The organism is Nocardioides endophyticus, from assembly GCF_039543845.1.
Lineage (GTDB): Bacteria > Actinomycetota > Actinomycetes > Propionibacteriales > Nocardioidaceae > Nocardioides > Nocardioides endophyticus.
On the sequence record NZ_BAABKN010000015.1, the window covers coordinates 162,844 to 188,661 of the forward strand.

22 protein-coding genes, 1 tRNA gene and 1 pseudogene are annotated in these 25,818 nt (G+C 70.6%); 12 read left to right on the forward strand and 12 right to left on the reverse strand.

Annotation, left to right across the window (positions count from 1 at the left end):
* The first annotated feature begins 19 nt into the window (after nt 1-19).
* Nucleotides 20-745, forward strand: coding sequence for an SDR family NAD(P)-dependent oxidoreductase (locus ABEA33_RS13295; protein ID WP_345527269.1), 726 nt, complete (start codon nt 20-22; stop codon nt 743-745).
* 52 nt (nt 746-797) lie between these two features.
* A tRNA-Thr gene (locus ABEA33_RS13300) sits at nt 798-870 on the forward strand.
* A gap of 1 nt (nt 871) precedes the next feature.
* Here ABEA33_RS13300 and pdxY read toward each other — a convergent pair.
* A complete protein-coding gene (gene pdxY, locus ABEA33_RS13305; RefSeq protein ID WP_345527270.1) occupies nt 872-1,723 on the reverse strand; it encodes a pyridoxal kinase PdxY in 852 nt (283 codons plus the stop codon).
* Between the two features lie 125 nt (nt 1,724-1,848).
* Between pdxY and ABEA33_RS13310 the strand changes: the two genes are divergently transcribed.
* Together ABEA33_RS13310 and ABEA33_RS13315 are read left to right on the forward strand one after the other, a co-directional pair.
* Nucleotides 1,849-3,474, forward strand: coding sequence for a GMC family oxidoreductase (locus ABEA33_RS13310; protein ID WP_345527271.1), 1,626 nt, complete (start codon nt 1,849-1,851; stop codon nt 3,472-3,474).
* A 2-nt stretch (nt 3,475-3,476) separates the two neighbouring features.
* Entirely contained in the window at nt 3,477-5,036 is a 1,560-nt protein-coding gene (locus ABEA33_RS13315; protein ID WP_345527272.1) for a succinic semialdehyde dehydrogenase, read from the forward strand.
* Here ABEA33_RS13315 and ABEA33_RS13320 read toward each other — a convergent pair.
* Nucleotides 4,984-5,742: a helix-turn-helix transcriptional regulator gene (locus ABEA33_RS13320; RefSeq protein ID WP_345527273.1), complete on the reverse strand. Its 759-nt coding sequence runs from the start codon at nt 5,740-5,742 to the stop codon at nt 4,984-4,986. The genes ABEA33_RS13315 and ABEA33_RS13320 overlap by 53 nt on opposite strands.
* 1,068 nt (nt 5,743-6,810) lie before the next feature.
* On the opposite strand from ABEA33_RS13320, the gene ABEA33_RS13325 reads away from it, so the two are divergent.
* Nucleotides 6,811-7,758 carry an aldo/keto reductase gene (locus ABEA33_RS13325; protein WP_345527505.1) on the forward strand — a complete coding sequence of 316 codons (948 nt, stop codon included), beginning with the start codon at nt 6,811-6,813 and terminating at the stop codon, nt 7,756-7,758.
* Nucleotides 7,759-7,877: 119 nt separating this feature from the next.
* Here ABEA33_RS13325 and ABEA33_RS13330 read toward each other — a convergent pair whose 3' ends face one another.
* On the reverse strand, nt 7,878-8,651 hold the full coding sequence (locus tag ABEA33_RS13330) for a dioxygenase family protein (RefSeq protein WP_345527274.1): 774 nt from the start codon (nt 8,649-8,651) through the stop codon (nt 7,878-7,880).
* 21 nt (nt 8,652-8,672) lie between these two features.
* Nucleotides 8,673-9,371, reverse strand: a complete 699-nt coding sequence (locus tag ABEA33_RS13335) for a uracil-DNA glycosylase (protein ID WP_345527275.1) — start codon at nt 9,369-9,371, stop codon at nt 8,673-8,675.
* Nucleotides 9,372-9,407: 36 nt separating this feature from the next.
* Here ABEA33_RS13335 and ABEA33_RS13340 point away from each other — a divergent pair, with 36 nt between their 5' ends.
* Genes ABEA33_RS13340 through ABEA33_RS13350 form a run of 3 tightly spaced genes read left to right on the forward strand, consistent with a single transcriptional unit; the run spans nt 9,408 to nt 11,658 of the window.
* Nucleotides 9,408-10,046 (forward strand): class II aldolase/adducin family protein, encoded by a 639-nt coding sequence (locus ABEA33_RS13340; protein WP_345527276.1) that lies wholly within the window; start codon nt 9,408-9,410, stop codon nt 10,044-10,046.
* Nucleotides 10,043-10,972, forward strand: coding sequence for a carbohydrate kinase family protein (locus ABEA33_RS13345; RefSeq protein WP_345527277.1), 930 nt, complete (start codon nt 10,043-10,045; stop codon nt 10,970-10,972). The genes ABEA33_RS13340 and ABEA33_RS13345 overlap by 4 nt, the downstream gene beginning before the upstream one ends.
* Nucleotides 10,969-11,658, forward strand: a complete 690-nt coding sequence (locus ABEA33_RS13350; RefSeq protein WP_345527278.1) for a hypothetical protein — start codon at nt 10,969-10,971, stop codon at nt 11,656-11,658. Before ABEA33_RS13345 ends, ABEA33_RS13350 begins: the two co-directional genes overlap by 4 nt.
* On the opposite strand, the gene ABEA33_RS13355 is transcribed toward ABEA33_RS13350, so the two are convergent.
* The 6 genes from ABEA33_RS13355 to ABEA33_RS13380 all read right to left on the reverse strand — a co-directional run bounded on the left by ABEA33_RS13355 (nt 11,655) and on the right by ABEA33_RS13380 (nt 18,255).
* The gene (locus ABEA33_RS13355; RefSeq protein WP_345527279.1) at nt 11,655-13,082 is read right to left on the reverse strand and encodes a pyridoxal phosphate-dependent decarboxylase family protein; all 1,428 of its coding nucleotides are present in this window, start codon (nt 13,080-13,082) and stop codon (nt 11,655-11,657) included. The two genes, ABEA33_RS13350 and ABEA33_RS13355, sit on opposite strands and share 4 nt — an antisense overlap.
* Nucleotides 13,079-14,410, reverse strand: a complete 1,332-nt coding sequence (locus ABEA33_RS13360; protein ID WP_345527280.1) for an MFS transporter — start codon at nt 14,408-14,410, stop codon at nt 13,079-13,081. The genes ABEA33_RS13355 and ABEA33_RS13360 overlap by 4 nt, the downstream gene beginning before the upstream one ends.
* A 96-nt stretch (nt 14,411-14,506) precedes the next feature.
* On the reverse strand, nt 14,507-15,733 hold the full coding sequence (locus tag ABEA33_RS13365; RefSeq protein WP_345527281.1) for an alpha/beta fold hydrolase: 1,227 nt from the start codon (nt 15,731-15,733) through the stop codon (nt 14,507-14,509).
* A gap of 22 nt (nt 15,734-15,755) precedes the next feature.
* A complete protein-coding gene (locus ABEA33_RS13370) occupies nt 15,756-16,163 on the reverse strand; it encodes a GNAT family N-acetyltransferase (RefSeq protein ID WP_345527282.1) in 408 nt (135 codons plus the stop codon).
* Nucleotide 16,164: 1 nt separating this feature from the next.
* Complete coding sequence (locus ABEA33_RS13375) at nt 16,165-17,610, reverse strand: alpha,alpha-trehalose-phosphate synthase (UDP-forming) (protein ID WP_345527283.1); 1,446 nt, start codon at nt 17,608-17,610, stop codon at nt 16,165-16,167.
* Nucleotides 17,611-17,619: 9 nt separating this feature from the next.
* Entirely contained in the window at nt 17,620-18,255 is a 636-nt protein-coding gene (locus ABEA33_RS13380; protein WP_345527284.1) for a dihydrofolate reductase family protein, read from the reverse strand.
* Nucleotides 18,256-18,316: 61 nt separating this feature from the next.
* Here ABEA33_RS13380 and ABEA33_RS13385 point away from each other — a divergent pair, with 61 nt between their 5' ends.
* A complete protein-coding gene (locus tag ABEA33_RS13385) occupies nt 18,317-18,862 on the forward strand; it encodes a hypothetical protein (RefSeq protein WP_345527285.1) in 546 nt (181 codons plus the stop codon).
* A gap of 8 nt (nt 18,863-18,870) precedes the next feature.
* Here ABEA33_RS13385 and ABEA33_RS13390 read toward each other — a convergent pair whose 3' ends face one another.
* Together ABEA33_RS13390 and ABEA33_RS13395 are read right to left on the reverse strand one after the other, a co-directional pair.
* Entirely contained in the window at nt 18,871-19,314 is a 444-nt protein-coding gene (locus ABEA33_RS13390) for a nuclear transport factor 2 family protein (RefSeq protein ID WP_345527286.1), read from the reverse strand.
* Nucleotides 19,315-19,579: 265 nt separating this feature from the next.
* On the reverse strand, nt 19,580-22,645 hold the full coding sequence (locus ABEA33_RS13395; RefSeq protein ID WP_345527287.1) for an amidase family protein: 3,066 nt from the start codon (nt 22,643-22,645) through the stop codon (nt 19,580-19,582).
* Between the two features lie 188 nt (nt 22,646-22,833).
* Here ABEA33_RS13395 and ABEA33_RS13400 point away from each other — a divergent pair, with 188 nt between their 5' ends.
* The 3 genes and pseudogenes from ABEA33_RS13400 to ABEA33_RS13405 all read left to right on the forward strand — a co-directional run bounded on the left by ABEA33_RS13400 (nt 22,834) and on the right by ABEA33_RS13405 (nt 25,715).
* On the forward strand, nt 22,834-23,997 hold the full coding sequence (locus tag ABEA33_RS13400) for a glycosyltransferase 87 family protein (RefSeq protein ID WP_345527288.1): 1,164 nt from the start codon (nt 22,834-22,836) through the stop codon (nt 23,995-23,997).
* 70 nt (nt 23,998-24,067) lie between these two features.
* Nucleotides 24,068-24,691: pseudogene (locus ABEA33_RS27475) on the forward strand (arginase family protein); the annotation flags it as partial.
* Between the two features lie 199 nt (nt 24,692-24,890).
* A complete protein-coding gene (locus tag ABEA33_RS13405) occupies nt 24,891-25,715 on the forward strand; it encodes a pseudouridine synthase (RefSeq protein ID WP_345527506.1) in 825 nt (274 codons plus the stop codon).
* Nucleotides 25,716-25,818 lie beyond the last annotated feature (103 nt).

Here is a 25,818-nt window from a genome sequence, read left to right on the forward strand (position 1 = left end):
TTCTAGTAGCGTCCGGGCTGTGACTGTGCCCACTACTCCCCGCGTCGTCGTCATCACTGGTGCTGCCTCCGGCATCGGATATGCCACCGCGGAGCTCTTCCGCGACCTCGGCGACACCGTCTACGGCCTCGACATCAACCCGACCGTGCCGGACGGCGTGACGTACGTCGAGTGCAACGTCGGCAGCAAGGCCGCCGTCGACGCGGCGATCGAGGTCTGTGCCGCCAGCGGGAAGATCGACGTCCTGGCCAACGTCGCCGGCATCGTGCAGTTCGGCCGGATCGAGACCGTGACCGAGGCCGAGTGGGACCGCGTGCACGCGGTCGACCTCAAGGGCCCGTTCTTCCTGATCCAGGCCGCGCTCCCGCATATCCGCGCGGCCAAGGGCAACATCGTCAACGTCTCGTCGGTGGCCGGCAACGCGCCGCAGCCCTACGCCACGGCGTACGCCGCCGCGAAGGGTGGGCTCACCCAGTTCACCCGGGCGCTCGCGCTGGAGCTGTCGCCCGAGGGCATCCGGGTCAACGTGATCTGCCCCGGCACCGTCGACACCCCGATCGTCGAGCAGGTCTTCCACAAGCTCACCGACGACCTCGACACCCGGGTCGCCGACCGGCTGATGATGATGCTGCCCGGTGGCGCCATCAAGCCCTCCGAGATCGGCGAGACCGTCGTCTGGCTGGCCTCCCCGGCCGCCCGGATGATCACCGGTGCGGTGATCGCGCACGACGGTGGCATGAGCTGACCTCGGGCCGACCCGTAACATGTGGCCTCGCCGCCGGCATGCCGGCGGCGACGCCGGTGTAGCTCAGTAGGTAGAGCGCCTCTCTTGTAAAGAGGATGTCGCGGGTTCGACTCCTGTCACCGGCTCTCAGCGCAGTCGGCGCACCTCGAAGCTCATCGGCGGTACGGCGATGGCGTCCTGGGCGGCGACGAGCTGGATCTCCCGGGTCCCCGCGGCGATGGTGGCCTCGAGGATCCCGTAGACCGACGAGGTCGTGCGGGCGAGAGCCTCGGCGGCCGAGCCCGTCGTGCGCAGGTGGGCGAGGTAGAGGGCGGCCGTGACGTCGCCGCAGCCGTTGGGCGTGATCGGCAGCAGCGGGGTCTCGACCGCCCACGCGCCCTCGTCGGACACGGCGACCACGTCGAGACGGTCCTCCGGGACGTCGCCGTGCAGGACGCTGGTGACCAGCACGTCGCGGGGACCGCGCGCCCGTACGTCGTCGACGGCGTCGAGGATCTCATCCAGCGTGGTCGTCGTCCGGCCGGCGAGGAAGTCGAGCTCGAAGTGGTTGGGCGTGACGATGTCGGCCTGCGGCACCACGGTGTCGCGCATGAACTCCGGGATCCCGGGCCGCACGAACATCCCCCGACCGACGTCGCCCATCACCGGGTCGCAGCAGTAGACCGCGTCCGGGTTGAGCTCCTTGACCTTCGCGACCGCGTCGAGGATGACCGCCCCGACGGCAGGGTCGCCCTGGTAGCCGGACAGCACGGCGTCGGCCTCGCAGAGCACCCCGCGGTCCTCGATTCCGGCGATCACCTCACGCACGTCGTCGGCCGCGAGCAGCGGTCCGCGCCAGGCGCCGTACCCGGTGTGGTTGGAGAAGTGCACCGTGATGACGGGCCAGACCTCGTGGCCGAGTCGCTGGAGCGGGAAGACCGCGGCGGAGTTGCCGACGTGGCCGTAGGCGACCGAGGACTGGATCGACAGGATCTTCACAGCTGCATCCTCTCGCGGGCCGGTCGGCGCGCCCAGCCGGACGGGCTTCCGTGCGACAACTAGAACGCGTTACAGTTGCTGACATTCCCTCGGTATGTCCTTCTCATCACTGGAGTTGCTCACTCGTGGCCAAGAAGTCCTATGCAAGCGAAGCCGACTACGTCGTGGTGGGCTCCGGCAGTTCCGGGGCGGCGATCGCCGGCCGTCTGGCGCAGTCCGGCGCCAGCGTGATCGTGCTGGAGGCCGGCAAGAGCGACGAGCAGTACCTGGTGAAGAAGCCCGGGATGATCGGCCCGATGCACTCCGTGCCCCAGATCAAGGCACGGGTAGACTGGGGCCTCTACTCCAGCCCGCAGAAGCACATGCTCGACCGCAAGATGCCGGTCCCGCGGGGCAAGGTCGTCGGCGGGTCGAGCTCGATCAACGGCATGGTCTACGTCCGTGGCAACCGCGCCAACTACGACTCCTGGGCGGCCGAGGGCAACACCGGCTGGGGTGCCGACGACGTCAATGCGGCGTACCGGCGGATGGAGGACTTCGAGGACGGCGCCAGCGACTACCGCGGTGCCGGCGGCCCGATCCGGGTCACTCGCAACAAGGCGCCGCAGGAGGGCTCGCTGCAGTTCATCCAGGCCACGTCGGACACGCTGGGCGTGCCGGTCCTCGACGACTACAACGCGGAGTCGCAGGAAGGCGTCAGTCGGATGCAGCAGAACGCAGCGGACGGCCTGCGCTACAGCGCTTCGCGCGGCTATATCCACCACCTCGACGTGCCGACGCTCCAACTGCAGTCCGAGGTGCTGGCCCGCTCGGTCGTCATCGAGGGTGGGCGGGCGACCGGCGTCGAGGTGACCGACAAGGACGGCACGCGGCGCGTCGTCCGTGCGGGCAAGGAGGTCATCCTCTCGGCCGGGTTCGTCGGGTCGGCGCAGCTGCTGATGCTGTCGGGCATCGGTCACGCCCAGCACCTGCGCGACCACGGGATCGAGGTGCTCGCGGATCTTCCCGTAGGAGACAATCTGCACGACCACCTGTTCCACGCGCTCACGTTCAACGTGACCACGTCGAAGATGCGGGGCAATGCCCGCTTCTTCGGCATGGGGGTGGTCAAGGAGGCGCTGCGGCCGGGGACGACGTTCATGGCCAACTCGGTCTTCGAGGCGGTCGCCTTCCTGCGTACGTCGCAGGCGACTGACGTACCCGACCTGCAGCTGCACCTGCTGCCCTGGTCGTACGTCTCGCCCAATCAGGACGAGCCGATCCAGCACAAGGTCGACCCGCGACCGAGCCTGACGCTGCTGTCGACGTTGATCTACCCGCGCAGCCGCGGCACGCTGCGGCTGGCGTCGACCGACCCGACGGTGTCGCCGCTCATCGACTTCCAGTACCTCTCCGACCCGGCCGACCTCGAGGTGCTCGCCGAGGGCTCGGAGATGGTGCGGGAGATCATGGCCGGCAGCGCCTTCGGCGGTGCGGTCAAGGAGGAGATCCACCCTGGCGCGACGCTGACGGGCCAGCCGCTCCGTGACGCGATCCTCAACCGGGCGACGTCGGTCTACCACGGCGTCGGCACCTGCCGGATGGGCACCGACGAGCTCGCCGTCGTCACGCCGGACCTCAAGGTCCGCGGTGTGGAGGGCCTCCGGGTCTGTGACGCCTCGATCATGCCGTCGATCACCGGCGGCAACACCAATGCACCCGCGATCATGATCGGAGAGCGCGGGGCCGACCTCGTGCTCGGAAGGGCCTGACGATGAGCCTGCGACGACCCGCGTCCGTGACCGACGACTTCCTACGGGCGCTGGTTGCCCGGGTGCCGTCGAGTGACGGTGGCACGTGGAAGCTGACCGAGGTCTACACCGGTGAGCTGCTGGTGGAGCTCCCGCAGTCGACCGAGGCCGACATCGAACGCGCCTTCGCGACCGCACGCGCCGCGCAGGCCGAGTGGGCGGCCCGGCCGCTCAAGAAGAGGCTCGAGGTGTTCAAGCGCGCCCACGCACTCTTCCTCGAGCGGGCCCAGATCACCACCGACCTGATCCAGGTCGAGAGCGGGAAGAACCGCCGGATGGCGATCGAGGAGACCTGCGACCCGGTCATGGTGATGAGCCACTACCTCAAGCGGGCGCCCAGGCTGCTCGCACCGGTCAAGCGCGGCGGGCCGATCCCGTTCCTCACCACGTCGACCGAGATCCGTCAGCCCAAGGGCGTCGTCGGGATCATCGCGCCTTGGAACTTCCCGTTCGCCACCGGCATCTCCGACTCGATCTCGGCGCTGATGGCCGGCAACGCGATCGTGCTCAAGCCGGACAACAAGACCGCTCTCTCGCCGCTCTACGGGATCCAGCTGCTCGAGGAGGCGGGGCTGCCGAAGGGCCTCTTCCAGGTCGTCTGTGGCGAGGGCCCGGACGTCGGGCCGACGCTGATCGACCACGCGAACTACGTCATGTTCACCGGGTCGACCGCGACCGGTCGCGTCATCGGTGAACGGGCCGGGCGCAACCTGATCGGCTGCTGCCTCGAGCTCGGCGGCAAGAACCCGATGATCGTGCTCGAGGACGCCGACCTCGCCGACGTCGTACAGGGCGCGATCTTCGGCGCCTTCGGCAACACCGGCCAGATCTGCATGCACATCGAGCGGATGTACCTGCCCGAGACGCGGTACGCCGAGTTCCGCGACGCCTTCGTGGCGGCGACGGAGAGGCTGCTGCTCGGTGCGTCGTACGACTTCGGCCCCGATATGGGCTCGCTGGTCTCGCCCGACCACATGGAGCGGGTGAGGTCCCACGTCGATGACGCCGTCGCCAAGGGCGCGACGGTGCTGACCGGCGGCCGGCCGCGCCCCGACCTCGGGCCCGCGTTCTTCGAACCCACGATCCTCGAGGGCGTCACGACCGACATGCTCGCCGGTGTCACCGAGACCTTCGGGCCGGTCGTGGCGCTGCACCGCTACCGCACCGTCGATGAGGCGATCGAGCTCGCCAACGACACCGACTACGGCCTCAACGCCTCCGTGTGGGGTAGCGACGTTGCGACCGCCTGCCAGGTCGGCATGCGCATCCACTCGGGAAATGTGAACGTCAACGACATCCTCGCGACGGCGTTCGCCGCCAAGGGCACGCCCTCCGGCGGCGTCAAGCAGTCGGGTGTCGGCGGGCGCCACGGCGACCAGGGGATGCTCAAGTACACCGACGTCCAGAACCTCGCCGTGCTCAAGAAGCAGGTGATGGGCGCACGACCCGGCCAGGACTACGACGAGTACGTCAAGGGGATGCTCGGCGGCCTGCGGATGATGCGTAAGGCCGGTATCCGCTGACGTCGGACGGCCGCGCGGAGCGCCGCGAGCAGGTGCTCGTGGTCGAGGGGGCGAAGTCTCCGCCGGCCGTGACGGCGATGGCGACCGCGGCGAGCTGGGACTTCACCTCCAGCTTCGCGAGGATGGACCTGACCTGGGTGCGGACGGTCGCTTCGGAGACCACGCGGTCACGCGCGATCTCCACCGGGTTGCGGCCGCGGGCGAGCTCGACGAGCACCTCGCGCTCACGGACGGTGAGGGCGTAGAGCCGGCTTCGAGCCGTCTGCCGCTCGTTCGTCGCTCTCGACGCCGCCACTCGCCGATGCGCGTTCTCCGCCGAATACACCGGGACCCGGACGATCGCGCACGCCACGGCCTGGAGGAGTACGCCGACGGAGTCGGTCCTGGACACGACGCTGGTGGCCCCGGCGATGAGCGCCCGGCCGAGCGCGGCCTCGTCGGCGTCCGGATCCGCGGTCTCCAGTGCGACGACCGGGATCTTCTCGCGCGTCAGGCCGCAGACCAGCGACTCGCTGTCGAACAGTGAGCCGAGTGCGAGCGTGACGACAGCGGCCGCAGGCCGAGCCGCGAGCGCGGCACCGACGATGGACGTCGGTGTCGCGGCCGGCTCGACGAGCAGCGGGTGGACGTCGTACCTCGGTTTCAGCGCCATGGTCAGGACGTCGCTGACGGCGAGATGGCGCTCGATGACCAGGACTCTCGGCACCGCGGACCCCCGTCCGCGCAGTGCCCCTGGATGGTTCTCTTTCGTTCTCATGTTGACCCCCGATGGACGTGGACCGTCCACGATCCGCACCGAGCGGGCTCCGGTCTGTCCCCCGAATGGCCATACCAGTGGCCGTCCGGCGTGCCTGAGCGGGTCAGCGGGTGACGATCTCTCGGTTGCCTAGACCTCTCTGCGCTCGTGGCGTCATCCGGAACGCCGCGGTGGAGGCGGCGCTACCGTCGAGGAAGACCACGGGGGTGGAGGCATGCGGCACGGTCTGGTGCGTTGGATCAGCGGCATGAGAGGCGCCTGGGGCGGAGGCGGCACCTGACGTTGCATGTCGTTGTCGCGATCGCTGTCGAGGTGGCGGACCACGCGTTCGCTGCGGACGGCGTCGACCGGGTCTACCCGCAGGGGCACTCGTGCGGACCACGCGTTCGCTCGTGCGGACGCCCTGTACCTGACCCGAAGTGCCCGTGGTTGAGGGCGATTGGGCATCGCCGACGCGCGTCAACGGAGGCTAGACCAGTTTGGGTATCTTGCGCGGAAGTCACCCATATAGATGAAGCGGTCCGCTACCAAGGTAGTGCTGCACCTCAGTTTCGAGACGCCCACTTGACAAGAACCGTCACCGAGCAGAACTGAAAAGCTCAGCACATCTTCGACCAGGACGACGCCGCCGAAAGCCGCCTCCCGCGTGGCTCGAGCAGAGCGACCTCCTCGTCCGGAGACCTCTGTCTCCGGCGCGCGCTCAGTGGCCCCCCCGCAACCACTGGGTGCGCGCCGGCATCGGGGGCGCTTCGAGTAGACCACCTATCTCGGGGGCCTACCCGAAGCGCCCCCACCTTCGGATGACCCGCCGTCGTGGCTACGGTGGTGGCATGTCCCTGCCGCGGTCGTACCCGCCGGACACCTGCCTCGGAGAAGGCGGTGAGATCTCGGCCTGGCTTAATTCGAGACGCTGGCGCTCGGAGCGCAGATGACCCAGGAGCAGCGCACGGAGTTCATGGTGCGGCACGACACCTACTGGGTGTGACGGACCGTCGTACTCTCGGCTCCGTGACTGAGATGACCTACCGCCCGCTGGGCGACTCGGGCCTGATGGTGAGCGCGGTCGGGATCGGCTGCAACGCGTTCAGCCGCCGGGTGGACCTCGACGGCGTGCGCGACATCCTGACGGCCGCGCGCGACACCGGCGTGACACTGCTCGACACCGCGGACATCTACGGCGCGCCGCCGGGTGCGTCCGAGGAGCTGATGGGCGAGGCGCTCCGGGGTCAGCGCGACGAGTTCGTCCTGGCGACCAAGTTCGGCATGGACATGCAGGGCGCCAACGGGAACGACTTCGGAGCGCGGGCTTCGCGGCGCTATGTACGGCGCGCCGTCGAGGCGTCGCTGCGGCGGCTGCAGACCGACCACATCGACCTCTACCAGCTGCACCAGCCCGACGGCGTGACGCCGATCGAGGAGACCCTGTCGGCACTGACCGAGCTGGTCCGCGAGGGCAAGGTCCGCTACATCGGCTGCTCGAACTTCGACGGCTGGCAGATCGCCGACGCGTCCTGGACCGCGCGGACCTCAGGGCTGGAGGCGTTCGTCTCGGTGCAGAACCGCTATTCGCTCCTCGACCGCACTGTCGAGGCCGAGGTGACGCCGGCGAGCGAGACCTTCGGGCTCGGCATCCTGCCCTTCTTCCCGTTGGAGTACGGGTTGCTCACCGGCAAGTACCGCCGCGGATCGGGGGCGCCCGCCGGCTCGCGGGCCGCGCTCGACCCAACGCGTGCGCAGTGGCTCGAGGCGGCCGACTGGGACCGGATCGAGGCCGTGGAGAAGTACGCCGAGGTGCGCGGGCTCGGCGTACTCGACGTGGCGATCGCGGGCCTGGCCGCCCAGCCTGCTGTGGCTTCGGTGATCTCCGGCGCCACGTCCGGCGACCAGGTGCGGACGAACGCCGCCGCGCTGCGCTGGGTGCCGACAGTCGAGGATCTGGTGGAACTGGACGAGATCACAGGCTGAGCGCCGCTTCTCGGCTCACCGGACTTCGACGCGCCCGTCGCGCCTTCGCGAGCTCAGGCGCAGGGCTTGCTCAAGCTGCCTTCACCCGCGCGGTGCGCTTGTGCCTCGCGCTTCGCTGCTCAGGCAACCTGCAGCGACCGCTTCGAGAGGCCCATCCAGAATCCGTCGATCACCTGGATGCCGGGCTCGTCGGGGGTGGTCGCTGCGCCCAGGGTGACGAAGAGCGGTGTGTAGTGCTCGACGGTGGGGTGCGCGTACGGCATGCCGGGGGCGTGGGTGCGGAAGCGGGCGAGCTCGTCCACGTCGCCGCGGGTGAGCGCCTCGCCGGCCCAGGCGTCGAAGTCGCTCGACCAGCCGGGAGCGTCCGCCTCGATGCGGAACTCCTTCAGGAACGGCAGTCCGTGGGTGAGGAAGCCGGAGCCGACGATGAGGACGCCCTCGTCGCGCAGCGGACGCAGCCGCTCGCCGAGCGCCATCAGCCGCACCGGGTCGTGGGTGGGCAGCGACATCTGCAGGACCGGGATGTCGGCTTCGGGATACATGATCCGCAGCGGCACCCAGGCGCCGTGGTCGAGACCGCGGCTGGCGTGCTGGTGCACGGGTTCGGACGCCGGCATCATCGCCGCGATCCGCTGGGCGAGCGCAGTGGCATCCGGGGTCTCGTAGGTCATCCGGTAGAACTTCGGGTCGAACCCGCCGAAGTCGTAGACCAGCGGGGCGCGGTTGGCGCTGAGGCTGACCGGCGCCGATTCCCAGTGGGCGCTGACGATCAGGATCGCCTTCGGCCGCGGCAGGTCCTGGGCCCAGGTGGCCAGCTGCGACGACCACACCGGGTCGTCAAGCAGCGGCGGTGCGCCATGTCCGATGTAGAGCGCCGGCATGCGAGAGGTCATGATGCTCCAATGATTTAAGCATCAACTATATTCCACCGGGAGGGCCCAGTCCACCGGTTGGGCGCCCTGCTCGACGAGCAGTGCGTTGACCTGGCTGAACGGGCGGGAGCCGAAGAAGCCGCGGTACGCCGACAGTGGCGACGGGTGCACGGACTCGACGCACGGGATGGCGCCGAGCATCGGCTTGAGCTTGCGGGCAGGGCTGCCCCAGAGGATGGCGACGCACGGGCCGCCGCGTCGTGCGAGCGCTTCGATCGCGCACTGCGTAATCTCCTCCCAGCCCCTGCCGTGGTGCGCACCCGAGTTGTGGGGCTGCACGGTCAGGGCTCGGTTGAGCAGCATCACGCCCTGGTCGGCCCAGGACGTCAGGTCGCCGTGCGGCGGCGTCTCGATGCCGAGGTCGGAGCGCAGCTCCTGGTAGATGTTGGCCAGGCTCGGCGGCAGTGGTCGGACGTGCGCCTCGACGGCGAAGGACAGCCCGATCGGGTGTCCGGGCCTTGGGTAGGGGTCCTGCCCGACCACGAGGACGCGTACGTCGGCCAACGGCCGCCGGAACGCCCGGAAGACCTGGTCGCCCGCGGGGAGGTAGCCGCGCCCGGCGGCGATCTCCTCGCGCAGGAACACTCCCATCGCCGCGATCCGGTCGTCGACCGGTGCGAGCGCCTCGGCCCAGTCCGGCGCCATCAGGCCCTTGTCCACGAGTCCAGCGAGCGCGCCCATGCAGGCAGACCCTAGTGGCCCACTAGGGTCTGCGTCGTGACACGCGCAGCAGTTGCGGCGGCGGCGCGAGCCCTCGCCGACGAGGGCCTCTTCATCGGTACGGCGGGCAACGTCTCGGTCCGCGACGGCGACCGGGTCGCCGTGACGGGCACCGGTGTCGTGCTCGGCCGTTGCACCGAGGCCGACGTGACCGTGGTGTCGCTGGACGGTGCCGTGCTGGAGGGGGACCTGGTCCCGACCTCGGAGATCGACCTGCACCTCGGCATCTACGCCGACACCGAGGCGACGGCGGTCGTGCACACTCACGCGCCGTACTCCACGGCTGTCGCGTGCGTGCTCGACGAACTCCCGGTCCTGCACTACCAGCACCTGCTGCTCGGGGGCGCGGTGCGCGTCGCGCCGTACGCCACCTTCGGCACGCCCGAGCTGGCGGCGCACGTCCGCGAGGCGCTGGCCGGTCGGCAGGCCGCGTTGATGGCCAACCACGGCTCGGTCGCCATCGGTGCCAGCCTGGACAAGGCGGTCGAGCACGCGCTGCTGCTCGAGTGGCTCGCCACCCTGCACCACCGCGCGTCCGCGCTCGGCACGCCCCGCGTGCTGACCGAAGCGGAACAGACGGACGTGATCATCCAGGCGATCAGCCGCAACTACGGAACCCAGCAGGAGAACCCATGAAGATCGCCACCGTCGGCGTGCACGTGCTCGACACCCACGTCATCGGCATCGAGTCGATCCCCGAGGGCTCGGGCGGCCAGCTCGTCGAGACGATCCGGATGTCGCCCGCCGGCACCGCGGGCGGTACGGCGGTGGTCCTGAGCCGGCTCGGTGCTGAGGTGCTCAGCTTCGGCGGGGTCGGCGCCGACCCGATCGGCAGTGTGTTGGCCGGGCTGCTCGCAGCCGAGGGCATCGACGTCTCCGGCCTCGTCCGCAAGGACGACCACCAGACCTCGGCGTCGGTCATCCCGGTGCGCCCCAACGGCGACCGGCCGGCGTGGCACTGCATCGGTGCCAACGGCGCCTTCACCCTCGACGACCTGCCGCTGGCGGCTCTCGAAGGGATCACCCACCTGCACCTGGGCGGACCGGAGTTCCTGGGCGGCGAGGCCGCCGGCCAGCTGCTCGCGCACGGCCGGTCGATCGGCGCGGTGACGTCGCTCGACATCCTCGCTCCGGGCGACCCTGACATGCTCGCGTGGATCGCCGCCGCGCTGCCGCACACCGACTATCTGCTGCCCAACGACGAGCAGGTGCTGGGCTTCACCGGCGCGTCCTCGCTGGTCGAAGGAGCCCAGGCGCTGGTCGCCGCGGGAGTCGGCTGCGTCGCCGTGACCCAGGGCGCCGAGGGCGCGCTCGTGGTGACCGCCGACGAGGTGATCGAGGTGCCGGCGTACCCGATCGAGGTCGTGGACACCACCGGATGCGGCGACGCGTTCTCGGCTGGCTTCCTGCGTGGGCTGGCCCTCGGTCGCGACCTGCGCGGCGCCGCCGAGCTCGGCTGCGCGGCTGCGGCCCAGGTCGCGCAGGGTCTCGGCACCGACGCCGGCGCCTACTCGCTCGACTCGATGATCGCCTTCGCGGCGGAGCCTCCGCGGGCACCGTGATGATCTTCGGCGCCGTCGCGACCCTCGTGCTGAGCCTGCTGCCGGCGGTCGCGCCGCCCCCTGCGCTGGACCACTCGGCTCTGGATCGCTCCGTGCTGACCCCCGACGGGTCGTCCTACCACTACCGGTATGACGGGGACCGCCTCGCGGTGCGGGCATCTCGCGGCGGTGGGGAGCCGAACCGTCGAGAGGTGGTCGTCGACCAGCAGGCCCCCGTCAGCAGGGACCAGCTCTCGTGCGCGACCTGGACCCGACAGAGCAGCTGGCGGGTGCAGCCCGGCCTCGCGGTCCGGGTCAACGACACCGGCGACCGGGTCAGGGCAGTCACCCTGACGAAGAACATCGTCTTCGGCGTGCAGACCGTCATCAACGTGCTGACCTGGGACACGGCGCGACGCGGCGAGCCGTGGCGTGCGGTCGGACAGTACGACGTCGCCCGCGCGGTGGTCCGCGACGGCAAGCTGCTGCGGCTCCCGTGGCGCGTGTGCCTACGGGTCGCGGACCGCAGGATGTCATTCAAGATCTGGCCGATCGGCCGCGTCGACCGGCCGGGATGGTCGGAGCGCCGCTACGTCCGCCACGCGAGGCTGCCGCGGTCGTTCGACATCGCCGGCCGGCCCGGGTGGTACGTCGGACACGTGCCCGGTGGCGGCTCGGCGGTCTACCGCGACCTGAGGACGCGCTAGCGGTTCGGTCGCGCCAGCCGGTCGAGGAACGCGACCAGCAGCGCCTCGCGCATCGCCGGCGAGGCCAGGTCGAGCATCGCGTTGACCTCGGCCATCCGCTCGGGGAGCGAGAGGCCCTCGCCGCCGCCGACGAGGCCGGAGGCCGCGAGCAGCCCGTCGAAGTCGTCGTCCGAGAGCGTCGCCGGGTCGAGCGTCTCGATGAACGCGGCGACGCCGGGGTCGACGCCGACCGGCCCCGCCGCGACGGCCGCCGCCACCGACTCGGTCAGGGCGGTCAGGAACTCGTCGACGTGCGCGAGGGTGGCGGCGCTGACCGAGAGGTGGACGTTGGGCGGCTGGCCGTCGTACGACATCTGCGGCTGGACGTACCACTCCCGCGTCGCCATCTCGTCGCAGATCGTGAACGCGTCGCAGGTCGCGTCGGTGACCAGCGCGACCAGCGTCGAGTCGGGGGTGGCGACCAGGCTGAGCTCGGGGATCGCGTCGACGCCGGCGACGATCCGGTCGACCGCCTCGAAGACGTCGCGGGTCAGCTGCTCGTAGCCCGCGTCGCCGAGCGACTGCACGACCGCCCACGCGCCCGCGAGTGGCCCGCCCGACTTGGTCGACTGGATGGTCGAGTTGAGCATCGTGTATCCGGGCCAGTCGGCGTGCGCGAAGTACTGCGGACGCCGGTGCGCCGGCGTGCGGTGCAGCAGGACCGAGGTGCCCTTGGGGGCGTAGGCGTACTTGTGGGTGTCGACCGAGATCGAGGTGACGCCCTCGACCGCGAACGTCCACGGCGGCACGACGCGACCGATCCGCGCGGCGTACGGCAGCACCCACCCGCCGATGCAGCCGTCGACGTGGCAGCGGATCCCACGCTCGGCGGCGGCCGCCGCGACCGGCGGCACCGGGTCTACGACGCCGTGCGCGTACGACGGGGCGGAGACGACGACCAGGACGGTCCGATCGGGCGCCTCATCGATCGCCGCGATCATCGCGGCCGCGTCGGCGCGGAAGTCGGGGCCGACCGGGACGACGACGGCCTCGACGCCGAAGTAGTGCGCGGCCTTGAGGAACGCCGCGTGCACGGTCGACGGCACGACCATCCGCGGGCGCTCGACGTCGGGGCGGCTGTCGCGCGCGCCCTGGACCGCCAGCAGGCAGGACTCGGTCCCGCCCGAGGTGACCGTCCCGACGGCCTCGGGCGGGGCGTCGAGGAGGTCGGCCGTGAAGCCGACCAGGTCGTTCTCCATCCGGAGCAGGCTCGGGAACGCCGTCGGATCCAGCCCGTTCGATCCGGCGTAGGCCGCCACCGCCTCGCGGCCGATCCGGTCGACGTCGGGCAGGCCCGAGTCGTAGACGTAGGCGAGGGTGCGGCCACCGTGGACGGGGAGGTCGGCGGTCTGCATGTCACGGAGACGGGCAAGCGGATCGCTCATGCAGTGACCTTCTCATCCACCTCCGCGGCGTCGAGCGAGTACCTCCTCAACCACCACAGGCTGAGGATCATCAGCGCGGCCGGCAGGATCGAGAAGCCCAGGGTGATCGCCGTCAGCGCCGAGTCGGGCTGGATGGCGTCGCCGTCGGTGGACGACTTGTAGCCGCCGATCGCGAGCACCAGGGCGAAGACGCCGGGGCCGAGCGCGAACCCGAGGGTCTCGCCCGCGGTCCACACGCCCGTGTAGACGCCGGCCCGGTTGGAGCCGGTACGACGGGCGTCGACCGCCGCCGCGTCCGGCAGCATCGCCAGCGGGAAGACCTGGCAGCCGGCGTACCCGACGCCGATCAGCACGACCGCGCCGTACACGACCGAAAGCGGCGCGAACTGCGCGGTGACGGTGAGCAGCGCGCCGACAGCCAGGATGACCGAGCTGATCAGGTAGCCGCGCTTCTTGCCGATCCGGGTCCCGACGGCCGACCACACCGGGGTGAGCAGCAGCGCGGGGCCGACGAAGAGGACGAAGAGGATCGTCGACGCGCCCTTCCGATCGAGCACGTCGGAGGCCAGGTAGTCGACGCCGGCCAGCATGGCGCCGACGGCGAGCGCCTGGATCACGAAGCACGTGAGCAGCCACCGGAAGTCGCGCGCCTCGCCGACGATGCGCAGCTGGTCGCGCAGGCTGCCGGCGCCTGGCTCGGGTGCGGTGACCGGCGCGTTGCGGGTCCCGGCGTACGCACTGACGACGCCGATCGCGATGATCGCGGCCATCACCAGCCCCATCACGCGGTATCCGTCGCGACCGCCGATGCCGTCGCGGATCGCGGGGGCGGTCGCGCCGGCCACCATGATCGTGAACGCGAGGGTCGCGACCCGCCAGGTCATCAGCCGGGTGCGCTCGTCGTACGACGACGTCATCTCGGCGGGCATGGAGACGAACGGGACCTGGAAGAAGGCGTACGCCGTCGCGCACGCCACGAAGATCACCAGGACCCAGAGCGCCTCGAGTCCGGTGGCCATGTCAGGCGCCGCGAAGAGCAGGGCGAACCCGATGCTCAGGCCGATGCCGGCCCGCAGCAGCCACGGCCGGCGTGGACCGCGCGGGTCGACGGTGCGGTCGGAGATCCGGCCGGCGATCGGGTTGAGCACCACGTCCCACGCCTTCGGGAGGAAGACGATGAACCCAGCGAGGATCGCGGCGATCCCGAGGCTGTCGGTGAGGTACGGCAGGAGCATCAGGCCCGGGACGGTGCCGAAGGCGCCGGTGGCGACTGAACCTGAGCCGTAGCCGATCCGGACGCCTCTCGTGAGGCGGTCGTTGGCTGGCATGGGGGGAGGTTAGTCGCAGGGATACCCGGTTCACCGGGTATCCCTGAGGTTCTTGGGCACTGCAGTGCCCAAGAACCTCACGAAGTGCCTGAGAACCTAGGGCGCGAGCGCGCGCGAACCCGCCGACGTGTGCCGCCGCTGCGGGTTGGCGCCGAGGACCTCTGGCGAGGCAGCAGGCTTCTCCGCGACCGCCTTCTTCGCCGGAGCCTTTTTCGCGGCCGACTTCTTCCGGGCAGCCCGGTTCTTCGGTAGGGCGCGGCCGTCGTGCTGATCGAACCACTCGTCGAGCACCTGCCAGGTCGACTCGCGCGCACCCCGGCCGGCGAGCATGCCGAGGTGGCCGCCCGGCACGATCTCGAATCGTACGTCGGGGGCGCCGGTCAGCAGCGGCAGCACGGCGCGTACGGCGGCGACCGGGGCGATGCCGTCGCCGGCGCCGGCGAACACCAGCGTCGGGGCAGTGATCGCGGACAGCGACACCGGGTGGTCGCCGAGCTCGACGGTGCCGCTCGCGAGCGCGTTGCCCTTCGCGAAGCGGTGGTAGAGCTGTCCGAAGCTGCGGCCGGGATAGGCGGTCATCGCGCCGATGAACCGGTCGACCGCCTCGACCTGGGCGAGCCAGTCGGCGTCGTCGAGGTGGACGGCGACCGCGATCGGCTTGGTCACCAGCTTCTGGAAGGACGTGAGCTGGAAGGCCCAACGCACCAATGGCGTTGGGACTCCCCCCAGCGCGCGGTAGGTGCGGGTGATCGGGCCGGGCCAGTCGGTGGCCGACAGCAGCGGCCGCAGCGGCGCGACCATGGGCACCAACGTCGTGTCGACCGGCGAGCCGAGCACGGAGAGCGAGGCGATCGGCAGGTCGGGGAAGTCGGCGGCCGACAGCATCGCGAAGATGCCGCCGAGACTCCATCCGACCACGTGCACGGGACGTCCGCCGGCATGCCGGGACACCTCACGGATCGCGGTCGGCACGACCTCCTCGGCCCAGTGCTCCAGGCCGAGGTCGCGGTCGCGGAACGAGACCGCGCCGTACTCGACCAGGTACGTCGGCCGGCCGCCCGTCACCAGGTGCTCGACGACCGAGCAGCCGCGGCGCAGGTCGAAGCAGGTCGCCGGGGCGGCCAGCGGCGTCACCAGCAGCACCGGGTCGCCCTGGGCCTCGACGACCGGATCCGGCCGGTAGTGGTAGACCTCGCGCAGCGTGCCCTCGTCGATCAGGGTCCGTGGCATCGGCCGCAGGTCCGCCAGCCCGCCGTACAGCAGCATGTGCGCCACGTTGCCGGCGGCGGCGATCACCTGGTCGGGCTTGGGCACGAGGTCCATGAGTCGACGCTACCCGCAGCGATCAGGGCAGGTAGGTCCGCAGCATCCACCGCTCGGGTTGTGACATCGGCTCGAAGCCGAACCTCGCGTAGAGCTCGTGCGCGTCCGCGGTCGCCAGCACCGCTCTCCGGACCCCGAGGTCCGTCAGCTCCGCGTCGACGGCGGACACCAACGCGGTGCCGACGCCCGAGCCCCGGGCGCCCGGGTCGACGTACACGTCGCAGAGCCAGGCGAACGTCGCGTGGTCGGTGACGACGCGCGCGTAGCCGACCAGCTGGTCGCCGTCGTACGCGCCGAAGTTGAGCGAGCCGGCGACCGCACGTTCGACGACCTCGCGCGGACGCCCGATCGCCCAGTAGGCGTCGGTCGACAGCCACCGGTGGACCGTGTCGACGTCGAGCCGGGTGACGTCGGTGGAGACGGTGACCACGTCAGACCCGCTTCGCCGGACGCACGCTCTTGCTGTGCGAGGACTGGAGGGCGCCGAGCTCCTCGAGGAACTTGTCGGCCCAGGCGGCGACGTCGTGCTCCATCACCTGCTTGCGCATCGCCTTCATCCGCCGGGTCAGGTCGCGGTCCTCGGCCTGGTAGGCGTCGAGCAGCGCCGCCTTCATCCCGTTGATGTCGTAGGGGTTGATCTGCCAGGCCTGCCGCAGCTCTTCGGCCGCACCGGCGAACTCCGAGAGCACCAGCGCTCCACCGTTGTCGAACCGGCAGGCGACGTACTCCTTGGCGACCAGGTTCATCCCGTCGCGGAACGGCGTGACGACCATGATGTCGGCGGCCCGGTAGAGGGCGGCCATCTCCTCGCGGGGGTACGACGAGTGGAAGTAGGCGATCGCCGGCTGGCCGATCTTGCCCAGGTCGCCGTTGATCCGGCCGACGAGGCGGTCGATGTCGTCGCGCAGGATGCGGTACTGCTCGACCTGCTCGCGCGACGGTGTCGCCACCTGGACGAACACCGCATCCTCGACGTCGAGCTCACCGTCCTCGATCAGCTCGGCGAACGCACGCAGCCGGGCGTAGATGCCCTTGGTGTAGTCGAGCCGGTCGACGCCCAGGAACACCTTGCGCGGGTTGCCGAGCGCCTCGCGGATCTCGACGGCCCGCTCCGAGACCGGCTCGGACCGGGCCAGCTCCTCGAAGCCGGCCGAGTCGATCGAGATCGGGAACGCCGCCGCCCGCACGGTCCGGCCGTCGGGCAGGTAGACCAGGTCACGGTGGGTCTTGTGGCCGACTCGCTGGCGCACCAGCCGCACGAAGTTCTGGGCCGCGCCGCTGAGCTGGAAGCCCACCAGGTCGGCGCCGAGCAGGCCCTCCAGGATCTGGCGGCGCCACGGCAGCTGCTGGAAGAGCTCGGTCGGCGGGAACGGGATGTGGAGGAAGAACCCGATCCGCAGGTCCGGACGCAGCTTGCGCAGCATCGCCGGGACCAGCTGCATCTGGTAGTCGTGTACCCACACCGTCGCGCCCTCGGCGGCCTCCTCGGCCGCCTTCTCCGCAAACCGCTGGTTGACCGCCTTGTAGGAGTCCCACCACTCGCGGTGGAACTCCGGCTTCGCGACGACGTCGTGGTAGAGCGGCCACAGGGTGGCGTTGGAGAAGCCCTCGTAGTGGTACTCGACCTCGGTGGCGGTCATCGCCATCGGGACCAGGTCCATCCCGTCGTCCTCGAACGGCTCGAGCTCGTCCTCGGTCTCGGTGCCGCCCGGCCAGCCGATCCAGGTGCCCTCGTTGGCCCGCAGGATCGGCTCGATCGCCGTGACCAGCCCGCCCGGAGACGGCCGCCAGCCCTGGCTGCCGTCGGGCAGCGTCACCCGGTCCACGGGCAGCCTGTTGGCGACGATGACCAGATCTGCCGAGCCGGAGGATGCCACGCGGCCACCCTAGTCGCGACCTCCAGGCCGGCTCACGGCGTACCGGACGTGGGTCGCCCACGGCGAGTGCTCCGCCTCGACCGGCTCGAGGCGTACGTCGACGGTGCCGTCGAAGATCCGCTCGCCCGCGCGCAGGAGCACCGGAGCGATGTCGAGCGTCAGCTCGTCGAGCTCACCGGCGGCGAGCGCCTGGCGCACGGTCGAGGCGCCGCCGGCGATGTCGACGTTCCCGTTGCCGGCCGCTCGGGCCAGCCGCAGCGCCTCGCCGAAGCCGCCGGTCACGAAGTGGAACGTGGTCCCGCCAGCCATCTCGATCGGCTCGTGCTCGTGGTGGGTGAGCACGAAGACCGGTGCGTGGTACGGCGGGTCCTCGCCCCACCAACCGCGCCACGGGCCTCCGTCCGCACCGTCGTACGACGACCACTCGCCGCGGACGGGGCCGTACATGTTGCGTCCCATGACGTAGGCGCCGCCGGCCGGCGGCAGGATGCGCTTGGCCCAGCGGGCGTCGACCTCGAGGTCGCTCTCGAACATCCAGCGGTGCAGCGCCTCCGCGCCGCGTCCGAGCGGGTCCTCGAGGGTCTGGTCGGGTCCGGCGACGAACCCGTCGAGGGAGACCGTCAGGTGTGCGGTGGTGAGCGTCATGACAGGTCAGACCTTGCTGATCGTCACCACTCATCGGTCCCCAGGCCCTAGGTTGTGCGCCGTGAGGATCACCAGAGCGGCGCTGATCGCGGCGATGGCCATGGCCCTGGCCGGGTGTGCGGGGCAGCGGGACGAAGCGCCGGCAGAGGCAGCCGTCCCGGACCGAGCGCCGGACCGCTTCACGATCGCTCCCGACGACTACCACGTGCCCTATGCGGGCACGGCCGAGGACGGCCGCAGGTTCTTCCTCAGCGAGGAGCTCTTCGGGGGCCGTGGCGGCGGATCGTCGTACGTCGGGCTCTTCCTGTGGAAGGCCGACGGCACGTTCGACGAGGTGCGGGTCGACGAGGTCTCCCGGCCCGAGGGCCTGCCCGCGGGGCAGGCCGGTCCTGCAGGTGCGCAGGACCTGGTCGACGCGCGGCTCGCCGAGCTCGGCGACTACGTCCTCGAGCCCATCGAGGTAGAGCCGTTCATCGAGAAGGTCGACGGCGTCAGGTTCGGCTGGAAGGTCGGCCGGTACGACGACGGGACCCACTTCGTCGGCATCGTGCCGGGTGACTTCATCGTCTACTACGCGCCGTGGGACGGCCTCGACTACGACACCTAGGCCGGGCCCTACAGCTTCAGGTGCTGGCTCAGATCGCCGGTCTGGTCCACGAACATCGTGCGGCTGTCGAACCACCAACGGCTGTCGATCCGCTGGAACGTGTCGTGGTAGTGCCCGGTGATGATCACCTGGAGCGGCAGCACGTCGGTGGCCTGGGTGACGAGGTAGCTGGTGCGCGCGGTCGCCGTACCCGCGTCCTCGTCGACCTCGAGCCGGGCATTGGTCGTCAGGTGCTTGGTCTTGGGCGTCCCGGTGTCGTCGTAGATCCGGGTGGCCATGCCGTAGAGCTCCCGCACCCGGTCGCGACCCTCGAACACCGTCTCCGGCGGGCCGTTCTCCTGGCCGATGATCCGGCCGTGGGTGAAGAGCTCGGCCACCCCGTCGAGGTCGCCGGCGTCGATGCGCTCGGCGTACTCGTAGAGCAGGTTCTCGATGTCGCGGGCGCTGTCCACCGCGACAGCATAGGTTCGCGCCCTGGCTGCTGGGTGCGATCTGGCGAGCGTCCTCCACGACGCCCGCTGCGGCTGCGCGCGATCGAGTGGTTCCGTCGGTGTCCCGAGATCGCCGACGAGCAGGTCGTGGGCCCGGACCTACGACCGTGCGCTCGCCACCCGCGCTGCTCGGGCTGACGAGCCGTCGCTGGTCACGGACCTGCAGTTCGTGACGCACCAGCGCCGCGGACCCCGGGGGGTCCGCGGCGTCGGTGGTCGGACGTTGCTACTTCTTCTTCTTGACCTTCAGCGTCACGGTCTTGCTCCACGTGGCGGCGTACTGCTCGCCCGCGACCACGTAGACCCGGATCTTGTGCTTGCCCGCAGACAGCTTGGGCAGTACGACCTTCTTGGTCCCGGTGACCTTCACGGTCTTGAGGATCTTCTTGCCGTCGTACACGAGGACCGTGGACGCGGCACCGACCGTCACCTTCAGGGCGGACTTCTGGCCCGCCTTGACCGCCTTCTTGGTCAGCTTCACGCCGACCTTCGGGGCTGCCTTGGTCACCTTGAGTGTCGCCGTGGCGGCGCTCCCGGCCACGGTCGCCGAGCCGGTGTACGTGGCCGTGACCAGGTGGGTGCCGACCGGTACGCCGGACGGCAGGGTCAGCGTCGCCTTGCCGGCGGCGAGAGTGCCGGTGACGGTGCGGCCGGCGACCTCGAGCGAGACCGTGCCGGTGGCGGCCGGGTCGGCGGTGACGGAGACGGACGCGGTGTTCGCCGCGCCGTACTTCGTCGCGGTGCTGGCGAGGGTCAGCGCCGTGACCGAGTCGGCCGGCCCGTCCCAGGCGAGGGCGGGCGCGAACTCAGTGTGCATCGCGGCCTTGGTCTGCTGCTCCAGGGCGTAGCCCATGCCCAGCACCTTGGCGTCGTCCCAGGCGCGCCCGACGATCTGGACGTTGTTGGACTGGCCCTCGGCGTTCGCGCCGATCGGCAGGATCGCCGTCGGCAGCCCGATGCCCTGCGTGATGACGCCCGAGGCCCGGTCGGAGCTGAAGATCGCCGACGTCGCGTCGTTGTTGCCGACACTGGTCAGGAAGCCCGGGTAGATCACGGCGTCGACCGGGGTGGCGCCGAAGGCGGTGTCCATCCAGCTCGCGGCGTTGACCTTGTAGGTGTCGCGATTGGTCAGCAGGGTCGCCACCTGGGTGTCGCTCAACGGCTGCGTCGAGTAGTTGTTGGACACGTTGTAGGTCAGGTTGGCCTTGCTCTCCATGAGCTGCTTGGTCGTGAGGGGGAACGTCGCCGGACGGGACTCGGCGATGTAGCGCTCCCACCCCTCGGCGCCCGCGGAGACGGTCTGCGGGAAGCCGTTGGACGGCGGTGCGGTCGGCGCCGTGGCGCCGGTGACCGGGACGAGAGTGCCGCCCGCCGCCGTGATGGCGGCGGTGGCCTGGGCGAGCGCGACGGCGCCCGCGTTGTCGTCGGTGATGGCGGTCGACGCGAACGCGGTCGGCACGTAGCCGATGACCTTGCCCTGGAGGGCGGTCGACTTCAGCGCCGACTTCCACTCCACGGGTCGGTCGGTGTTGTCGACCCGCGAGGTGAGCAGGTCGTCGGGGTTGTTGCCGGTGGTCCGGGTCGCCGTGGCGTCCAGCATGATCGCGACGTCGGTGACCGACTTGGCGATCGGGCCGGCGTAGTCGGTCGCCCAGGTCAGCGGCATCACGCCGTTGGTGCTGGTGAGGCCGTCGGTGCCCCGGAAGGACGTCAGGCTGGCGCCGGTGGAAGGGGCGTAGAGCGAGACACCGGTCTGGGTGCCCATCGCCGCGGCGGCCAGGTCGGCGGCCACCGCGGTGGCCGAGCCGCCGCTGGAGCCGAAGGAGGTCTTCGACGGGTAGAGCGCGTTCCAGGTCTGCTTGAAGCCGCTCTCGCTGAACGAGCCCGAGTTGGCGAACTCCGACAGGTTGGTCTTGCCGATGATGACGGCGCCGGCCTCGCGGAGCTTGGCGACCTGCCAGGCGTCGGCGCCCGGCTGCCAGTCCTTCAGCGCCAGGGTGCCGCCCGAGGTGGGCATGTCCTTGGTGTCGTAAAGGTCCTTCAGGGCGATCGGGACGCCCAGCAGGTCGCCCGACTTGCCGGCCGCGCGGGCCTGGTCGGCGGCGAGCGCCTGGGCGACCGCGTCCTTGGCGACGGTGATGAAGGCGTGGAAGCCGAGCCCGCCTCCGTCGTAGGCCTCGATCCGGTCGAGGTAGGCCTTCGTGACCTGGACCGAGGTGACCTTCCCGGCGACCAGGTCGGCCTGCAGCTGGGCGATGGTCTTGCCGGTGACGTCGTAGGCGATGTCGGTGGAGTGCTCGACGTCGGCCTCTGCTTCGGGCAGCGCCAGCGGCTCGGCACCGGCGCACGCCGCGGCGTACGCCGAGATGTCCCAGTTGTGCAGGGTGCAGATCTCGTCGATCGTCAGGTTGGAGAAGTCCGGCGCCGCCGCAAGCGCGGCGGTGTCGGTCGCGATCTGGGTGAAGTCGCCCAGGGCGCCGACGACGACGTACTGCGCCAGCGACTCGGTCTGGCCCGGCTCGATCGTGAGCTCCCGGACGAAGCCGAGGTCGTTGGCCCGGCTGCCGGTCGGTGCATAGGCCGTCGTGAACGGGTTCGACTGCTGGTCGCCGAGCTCATCGACCCCGGCGCCGACGACCACGCCCGTCGGCCGGGTCAGCGTGTCCGGCCGCCCACCGGTCCCCGGGACGGTGGGGGTCGTGGCGGACACCCAGGTGTCAGTCGGGTCGACGACCGCGTCGCCGCTGCTGGATCCGCTGATCGTGGCCTTGTTGGGGCTGGCGACGCCGGTCGCCGGCGTCGGGGCGAACCCGGATCCCAGCGAGCCACCGAAGGAGACCTTCAGGGTCACGGACTTGGTCGAGGTGTTGGTGAAGGTGTCGAAGAAGCTGGTCGTGTTGGTCGCCGTCGCGACCTGGACCTTGCGGGTCATCAGGACGTCCGCGAGCCGGACGGACTTCGTCGAGCGGTACGACCCGGGCGCGGCGGCCGTGAGCCCGAAGCCGCGCATCATCTGGTCGTTCATCCGCGGCTCCTTGCCGGCGGGTGCGTCGACGTGGACGAAGATGTTGCCGAAGCCCTCCATCCGCGACCCGATGACGTTCCGGATCGAGCCGGTGTCGAGGCCGGGGCGGCGCGCGTCGTTGATGTAGACGTTCGCGCCGTTGCTGGTGGTGAGGTTGGTCAGCGCCTGCGCCTGCGGGGTGACCGCGAGGATGCTCAGGCCGACCGCCATGGCCGCGGGGACTGCGGTGAGGCGAGCAGCGCGGCGCCCGGAAGTGTGAATGGGCATGCGGAGAATGCCTTGCCTTTCATCGGGGTGAACGGGGCAACGGCTGTTCTATGTACGCCGGGTAACGGACGAACGCTCTCCAGATTTCCCCGCTGTAACGTTTCAATCCGCATGGCCCGTCCGGGGGTCGACACCGTCGGTTCACCGGGCGCTGCGACGATCGGGTTCGGTCCGGCCATAGGGAAGGCATGGGGACCCGGGAGGTGGACGTGCTCGACGCGCGGCGTACGCAGGTGCCGGCGCGGATCCTCGTGCTTGCGGGACTCTCGCTGCTGGTGTGGCTGGTCGTGATGGTGCAGCTGGTGCACCCGGACCTGATGGACGTGCGCGTCTACCGGGCGGAGGGTCGGGCCCTGCTCGACGGGCTGGACCCCTACGGGCCGCTCGACGGCGTGCACGGTGTGAACACCTACCCGCCGTTCGCGGCGCTCGTCTTCGTGCCGGCGGCCCTGGCGCCGGTCGGGTTCGTCGAGGTCGCGTCCGTCGTCGTCAACCTGATGCTGTTCGTCGTCGTGTGCTGGCAGTCGGTGCGCCTGGCGGGCGGGCGTACGTCGGTCGCGACGGTGGGGGTGCTGGCGGCGGTCGCGCTCTGGAGCGAACCGGTCACCACGTCCCTGCTCTACGGCCAGATCAACCTCGCCCTGCTCGCGTTGGTCCTCTGGGACGTGAACCTCCCGGCCGACTCTCGGTGGCGCGGTCTCGGGATCGGACTGGCCGCCGGCATCAAGGTCACGCCCGGGCTCCTGATCGTCTACCTGCTCCTGACCGGCCGCATCCGGGCGGCGCTGACCGCCACGGGGACGGTGCTGGTCACCATCGGCGTGACGGCGCTGGTCAACGCGGACGCGACCTGGGCCTATTGGACCCACCACCTCTTCGACTTCAGCCGGATGGGCCGGCTCGAGAACGCCGCCAACCAGTCCGTGCGCGGCTGGCTGGTCCGTGCGCACCACAGCCGGGACACCCCGCCGGCAGAGATGCTGCTCGTCCTCGCCGTACTCGTCGTCGGACTCACCGTCGCCGTGCTCGCCTACCGACGACTCGGTGACGCCTGGGGTCTGCCTGCGGCCGCCCTGACCGGTCTGCTCGTCTCGCCGATCTCGTGGAGCCACCACTGGGTGTGGTGCGTACCGGTCCTGGCACTGCTCTGGTGCCAGGCGCGGGCCTGGGCGATCCCCGCCCTCTTCGTCTTCTGGACGTACGTCGTGTGGCTGGTCCCGCACGGTCACGCTGTCGAGCTCGACCTCAACCGGCTGCAGGTCGCGTTGTCGGGCGCGTACGCCGTCTTCGCGATCGGCTTCCTGACGCTCACGGCCGTGCGCTCCCGGACCCACACGGGTTCTCCGACGTGAGCGAGTGCGCTGGGCTGGGCGAATGACTCGTCAGCTCACCATCATCGGTGCCCACTCGAGTGCCGGTGCCATGCGCCGGGCCAGGAGAAGGCGCCCGAGGCATGGCGTCGACACGGCCTCCACGGACGCCGGTCGCCGCGTGCGCGACGGCGGCGACGTTGCTCGTCAGGTCGCGGACCGCGTCGCCATAGCGCTGGAGACGGACGACGTGCTGGTGCTGGGCGGCGACTGCACGGTCGAGCTCGGCAGCATGGCGGGGGCGCTGCGGCGCGATCGCTCGATCGCCTTGGTCTACGTCGACCTCGACGCTGACGGGTCCCTGGGCGAGCTCGCTGTGCTCGGTCCACGGCGTCCGATGCTCTCGGGCGCGGACGTCCTGCTGTTCGCGCAGGACAACATCACCGACTCCGAGGCGGCGATCGTCGCCTCCAGGCATGTCACGGTCGAGACCCTCGGCGAGGTGCACCACAACCCGCTCGCCGCGGCCCGACGTGCCATCGACTGGGCTCCCTGTCACGACGAGCTGTGGGTCCACGTGGACGCCGACGTGCTCTCGTGGGTCGACTTCCCGATCGCTGAGAACAGTCGCCGTCGTGACGGGCTCACCCTCGTCGAGCTCGCCTCCGTCCTCCAGGCGCTGGTCGCTGCGCCGAACTGGCGAGGACTGACGATGTGCGAGGTCAACCCCGACCACGCGCCGGACGAGGATGGGTCCTTCCGTCAGCTGGTCGAGACGATGGGTGAGATCTTCACCGTCCGTGGGCGAGGGTCGGGCGGCCGGGGACGCCTAGTGTCGGAGGGTGCCCCCGCGTTCGCCGTTGCCTCTCCGTCACGGCCTCAGTGCGGCGTGGGTGCAGACGCCGGACCGGGACGCCGCATGTGCGTGGCCGACGATGGGGGCGTGGCTGAGCCACAAGCTCGCACCGCGGGTGGACGTCGCGCGGCTGCTGGCCGACGAGCGCTTCGTGTACGGCGACGCCCGGCCGGTGCGCGACGACGACCCCTGCGCGCCGTACACGTTCGTGTGGTTCCACCGCGACCTCCGCGACGAGCCCGTGGTGCCGAGCTCGCTGCCGGTGATCCACCGGGACGAGCGGCTGGTGGTCGTCGACAAGCCGGCGTTCCTCTCCGCCATCCCGCGGGGTGACCACGTGGTGCAGAGCGTCGTCGTCCGGCTGCGGGCCGAGCTGGGTCTGCCCGAGCTGTCGACGCTGCACCGGCTGGACCGGGTGACGTCCGGCGTGCTGATGCTCGCGACCGAGCAGCGCTGGCGGAGCCCCTACCAGCGGATGTTCGAGCGCGGCGCGGTGCGCAAGACCTATCGGGCGCTGGCCCCGTGGCGCGCGGACCTCGAGCTCCCGGTGACCGTCCGCAACCACATCGCCAAGGAGCGCGGCGCCTGGCGGGCGGAGGTCGTGCCCGACGCCCCGGTCAACGCCGAGACCCACGTCGACCTCGAGTCCACGGACGGCGAGCTGGGGGTCTACCGGCTGACGCCGCGCACCGGGCGCACCCACCAGCTCCGCCTCCACCTCTACGGTCTGGGCATCCCGATCGTCGACGACCCGCTCTACCCCGTGGTGCGTGAGGTCTCGATCGACGACTTCTCCCGACCGCTCCAGCTGCTCGCGAGCGAGCTGGCGTTCACCGACCCGGTCGACGGGACGGAGCGGAGCTTCGCCAGTGTGCGACAGCTGCCGCTCGTTGCCGACGTCTAGGGCCTCCGGGCCGCGGGACGTCATACGGAAGGAGCACCCGCTTGCTCCGTCCGTATGACGTCCCGAGAAGGCCGAGTGTCGGGCTGGCCCGACTACGGGTGTC

Bases quoted from the DNA above. Each gene is read 5' to 3' on its own strand.
- ABEA33_RS13405 (WP_345527506.1), top strand. From the start codon at position 24,891: ATGGGGGCGTGGCTGAGCCACAAGCTCGCACCGCGGGTGGACGTCGCG.
- ABEA33_RS13360 (WP_345527280.1), bottom strand. From the start codon at position 14,410: ATGCCAGCCAACGACCGCCTCACGAGAGGCGTCCGGATCGGCTACGGC.
- ABEA33_RS13330 (WP_345527274.1), bottom strand. From the start codon at position 8,651: ATGACCTCTCGCATGCCGGCGCTCTACATCGGACATGGCGCACCGCCG.
- ABEA33_RS13380 (WP_345527284.1), bottom strand. From the start codon at position 18,255: ATGACGCTCACCACCGCACACCTGACGGTCTCCCTCGACGGGTTCGTC.
- ABEA33_RS13325 (WP_345527505.1), top strand. From the start codon at position 6,811: ATGACCTACCGCCCGCTGGGCGACTCGGGCCTGATGGTGAGCGCGGTC.
- ABEA33_RS13365 (WP_345527281.1), bottom strand. From the start codon at position 15,733: ATGGACCTCGTGCCCAAGCCCGACCAGGTGATCGCCGCCGCCGGCAAC.
- ABEA33_RS13345 (WP_345527277.1), top strand. From the start codon at position 10,043: ATGAAGATCGCCACCGTCGGCGTGCACGTGCTCGACACCCACGTCATC.
- ABEA33_RS13335 (WP_345527275.1), bottom strand. From the start codon at position 9,371: ATGGGCGCGCTCGCTGGACTCGTGGACAAGGGCCTGATGGCGCCGGAC.
- ABEA33_RS13400 (WP_345527288.1), top strand. From the start codon at position 22,834: ATGGGGACCCGGGAGGTGGACGTGCTCGACGCGCGGCGTACGCAGGTG.
- ABEA33_RS13315 (WP_345527272.1), top strand. From the start codon at position 3,477: ATGAGCCTGCGACGACCCGCGTCCGTGACCGACGACTTCCTACGGGCG.
- ABEA33_RS13355 (WP_345527279.1), bottom strand. From the start codon at position 13,082: ATGAGCGATCCGCTTGCCCGTCTCCGTGACATGCAGACCGCCGACCTC.
- ABEA33_RS13395 (WP_345527287.1), bottom strand. From the start codon at position 22,645: ATGCCCATTCACACTTCCGGGCGCCGCGCTGCTCGCCTCACCGCAGTC.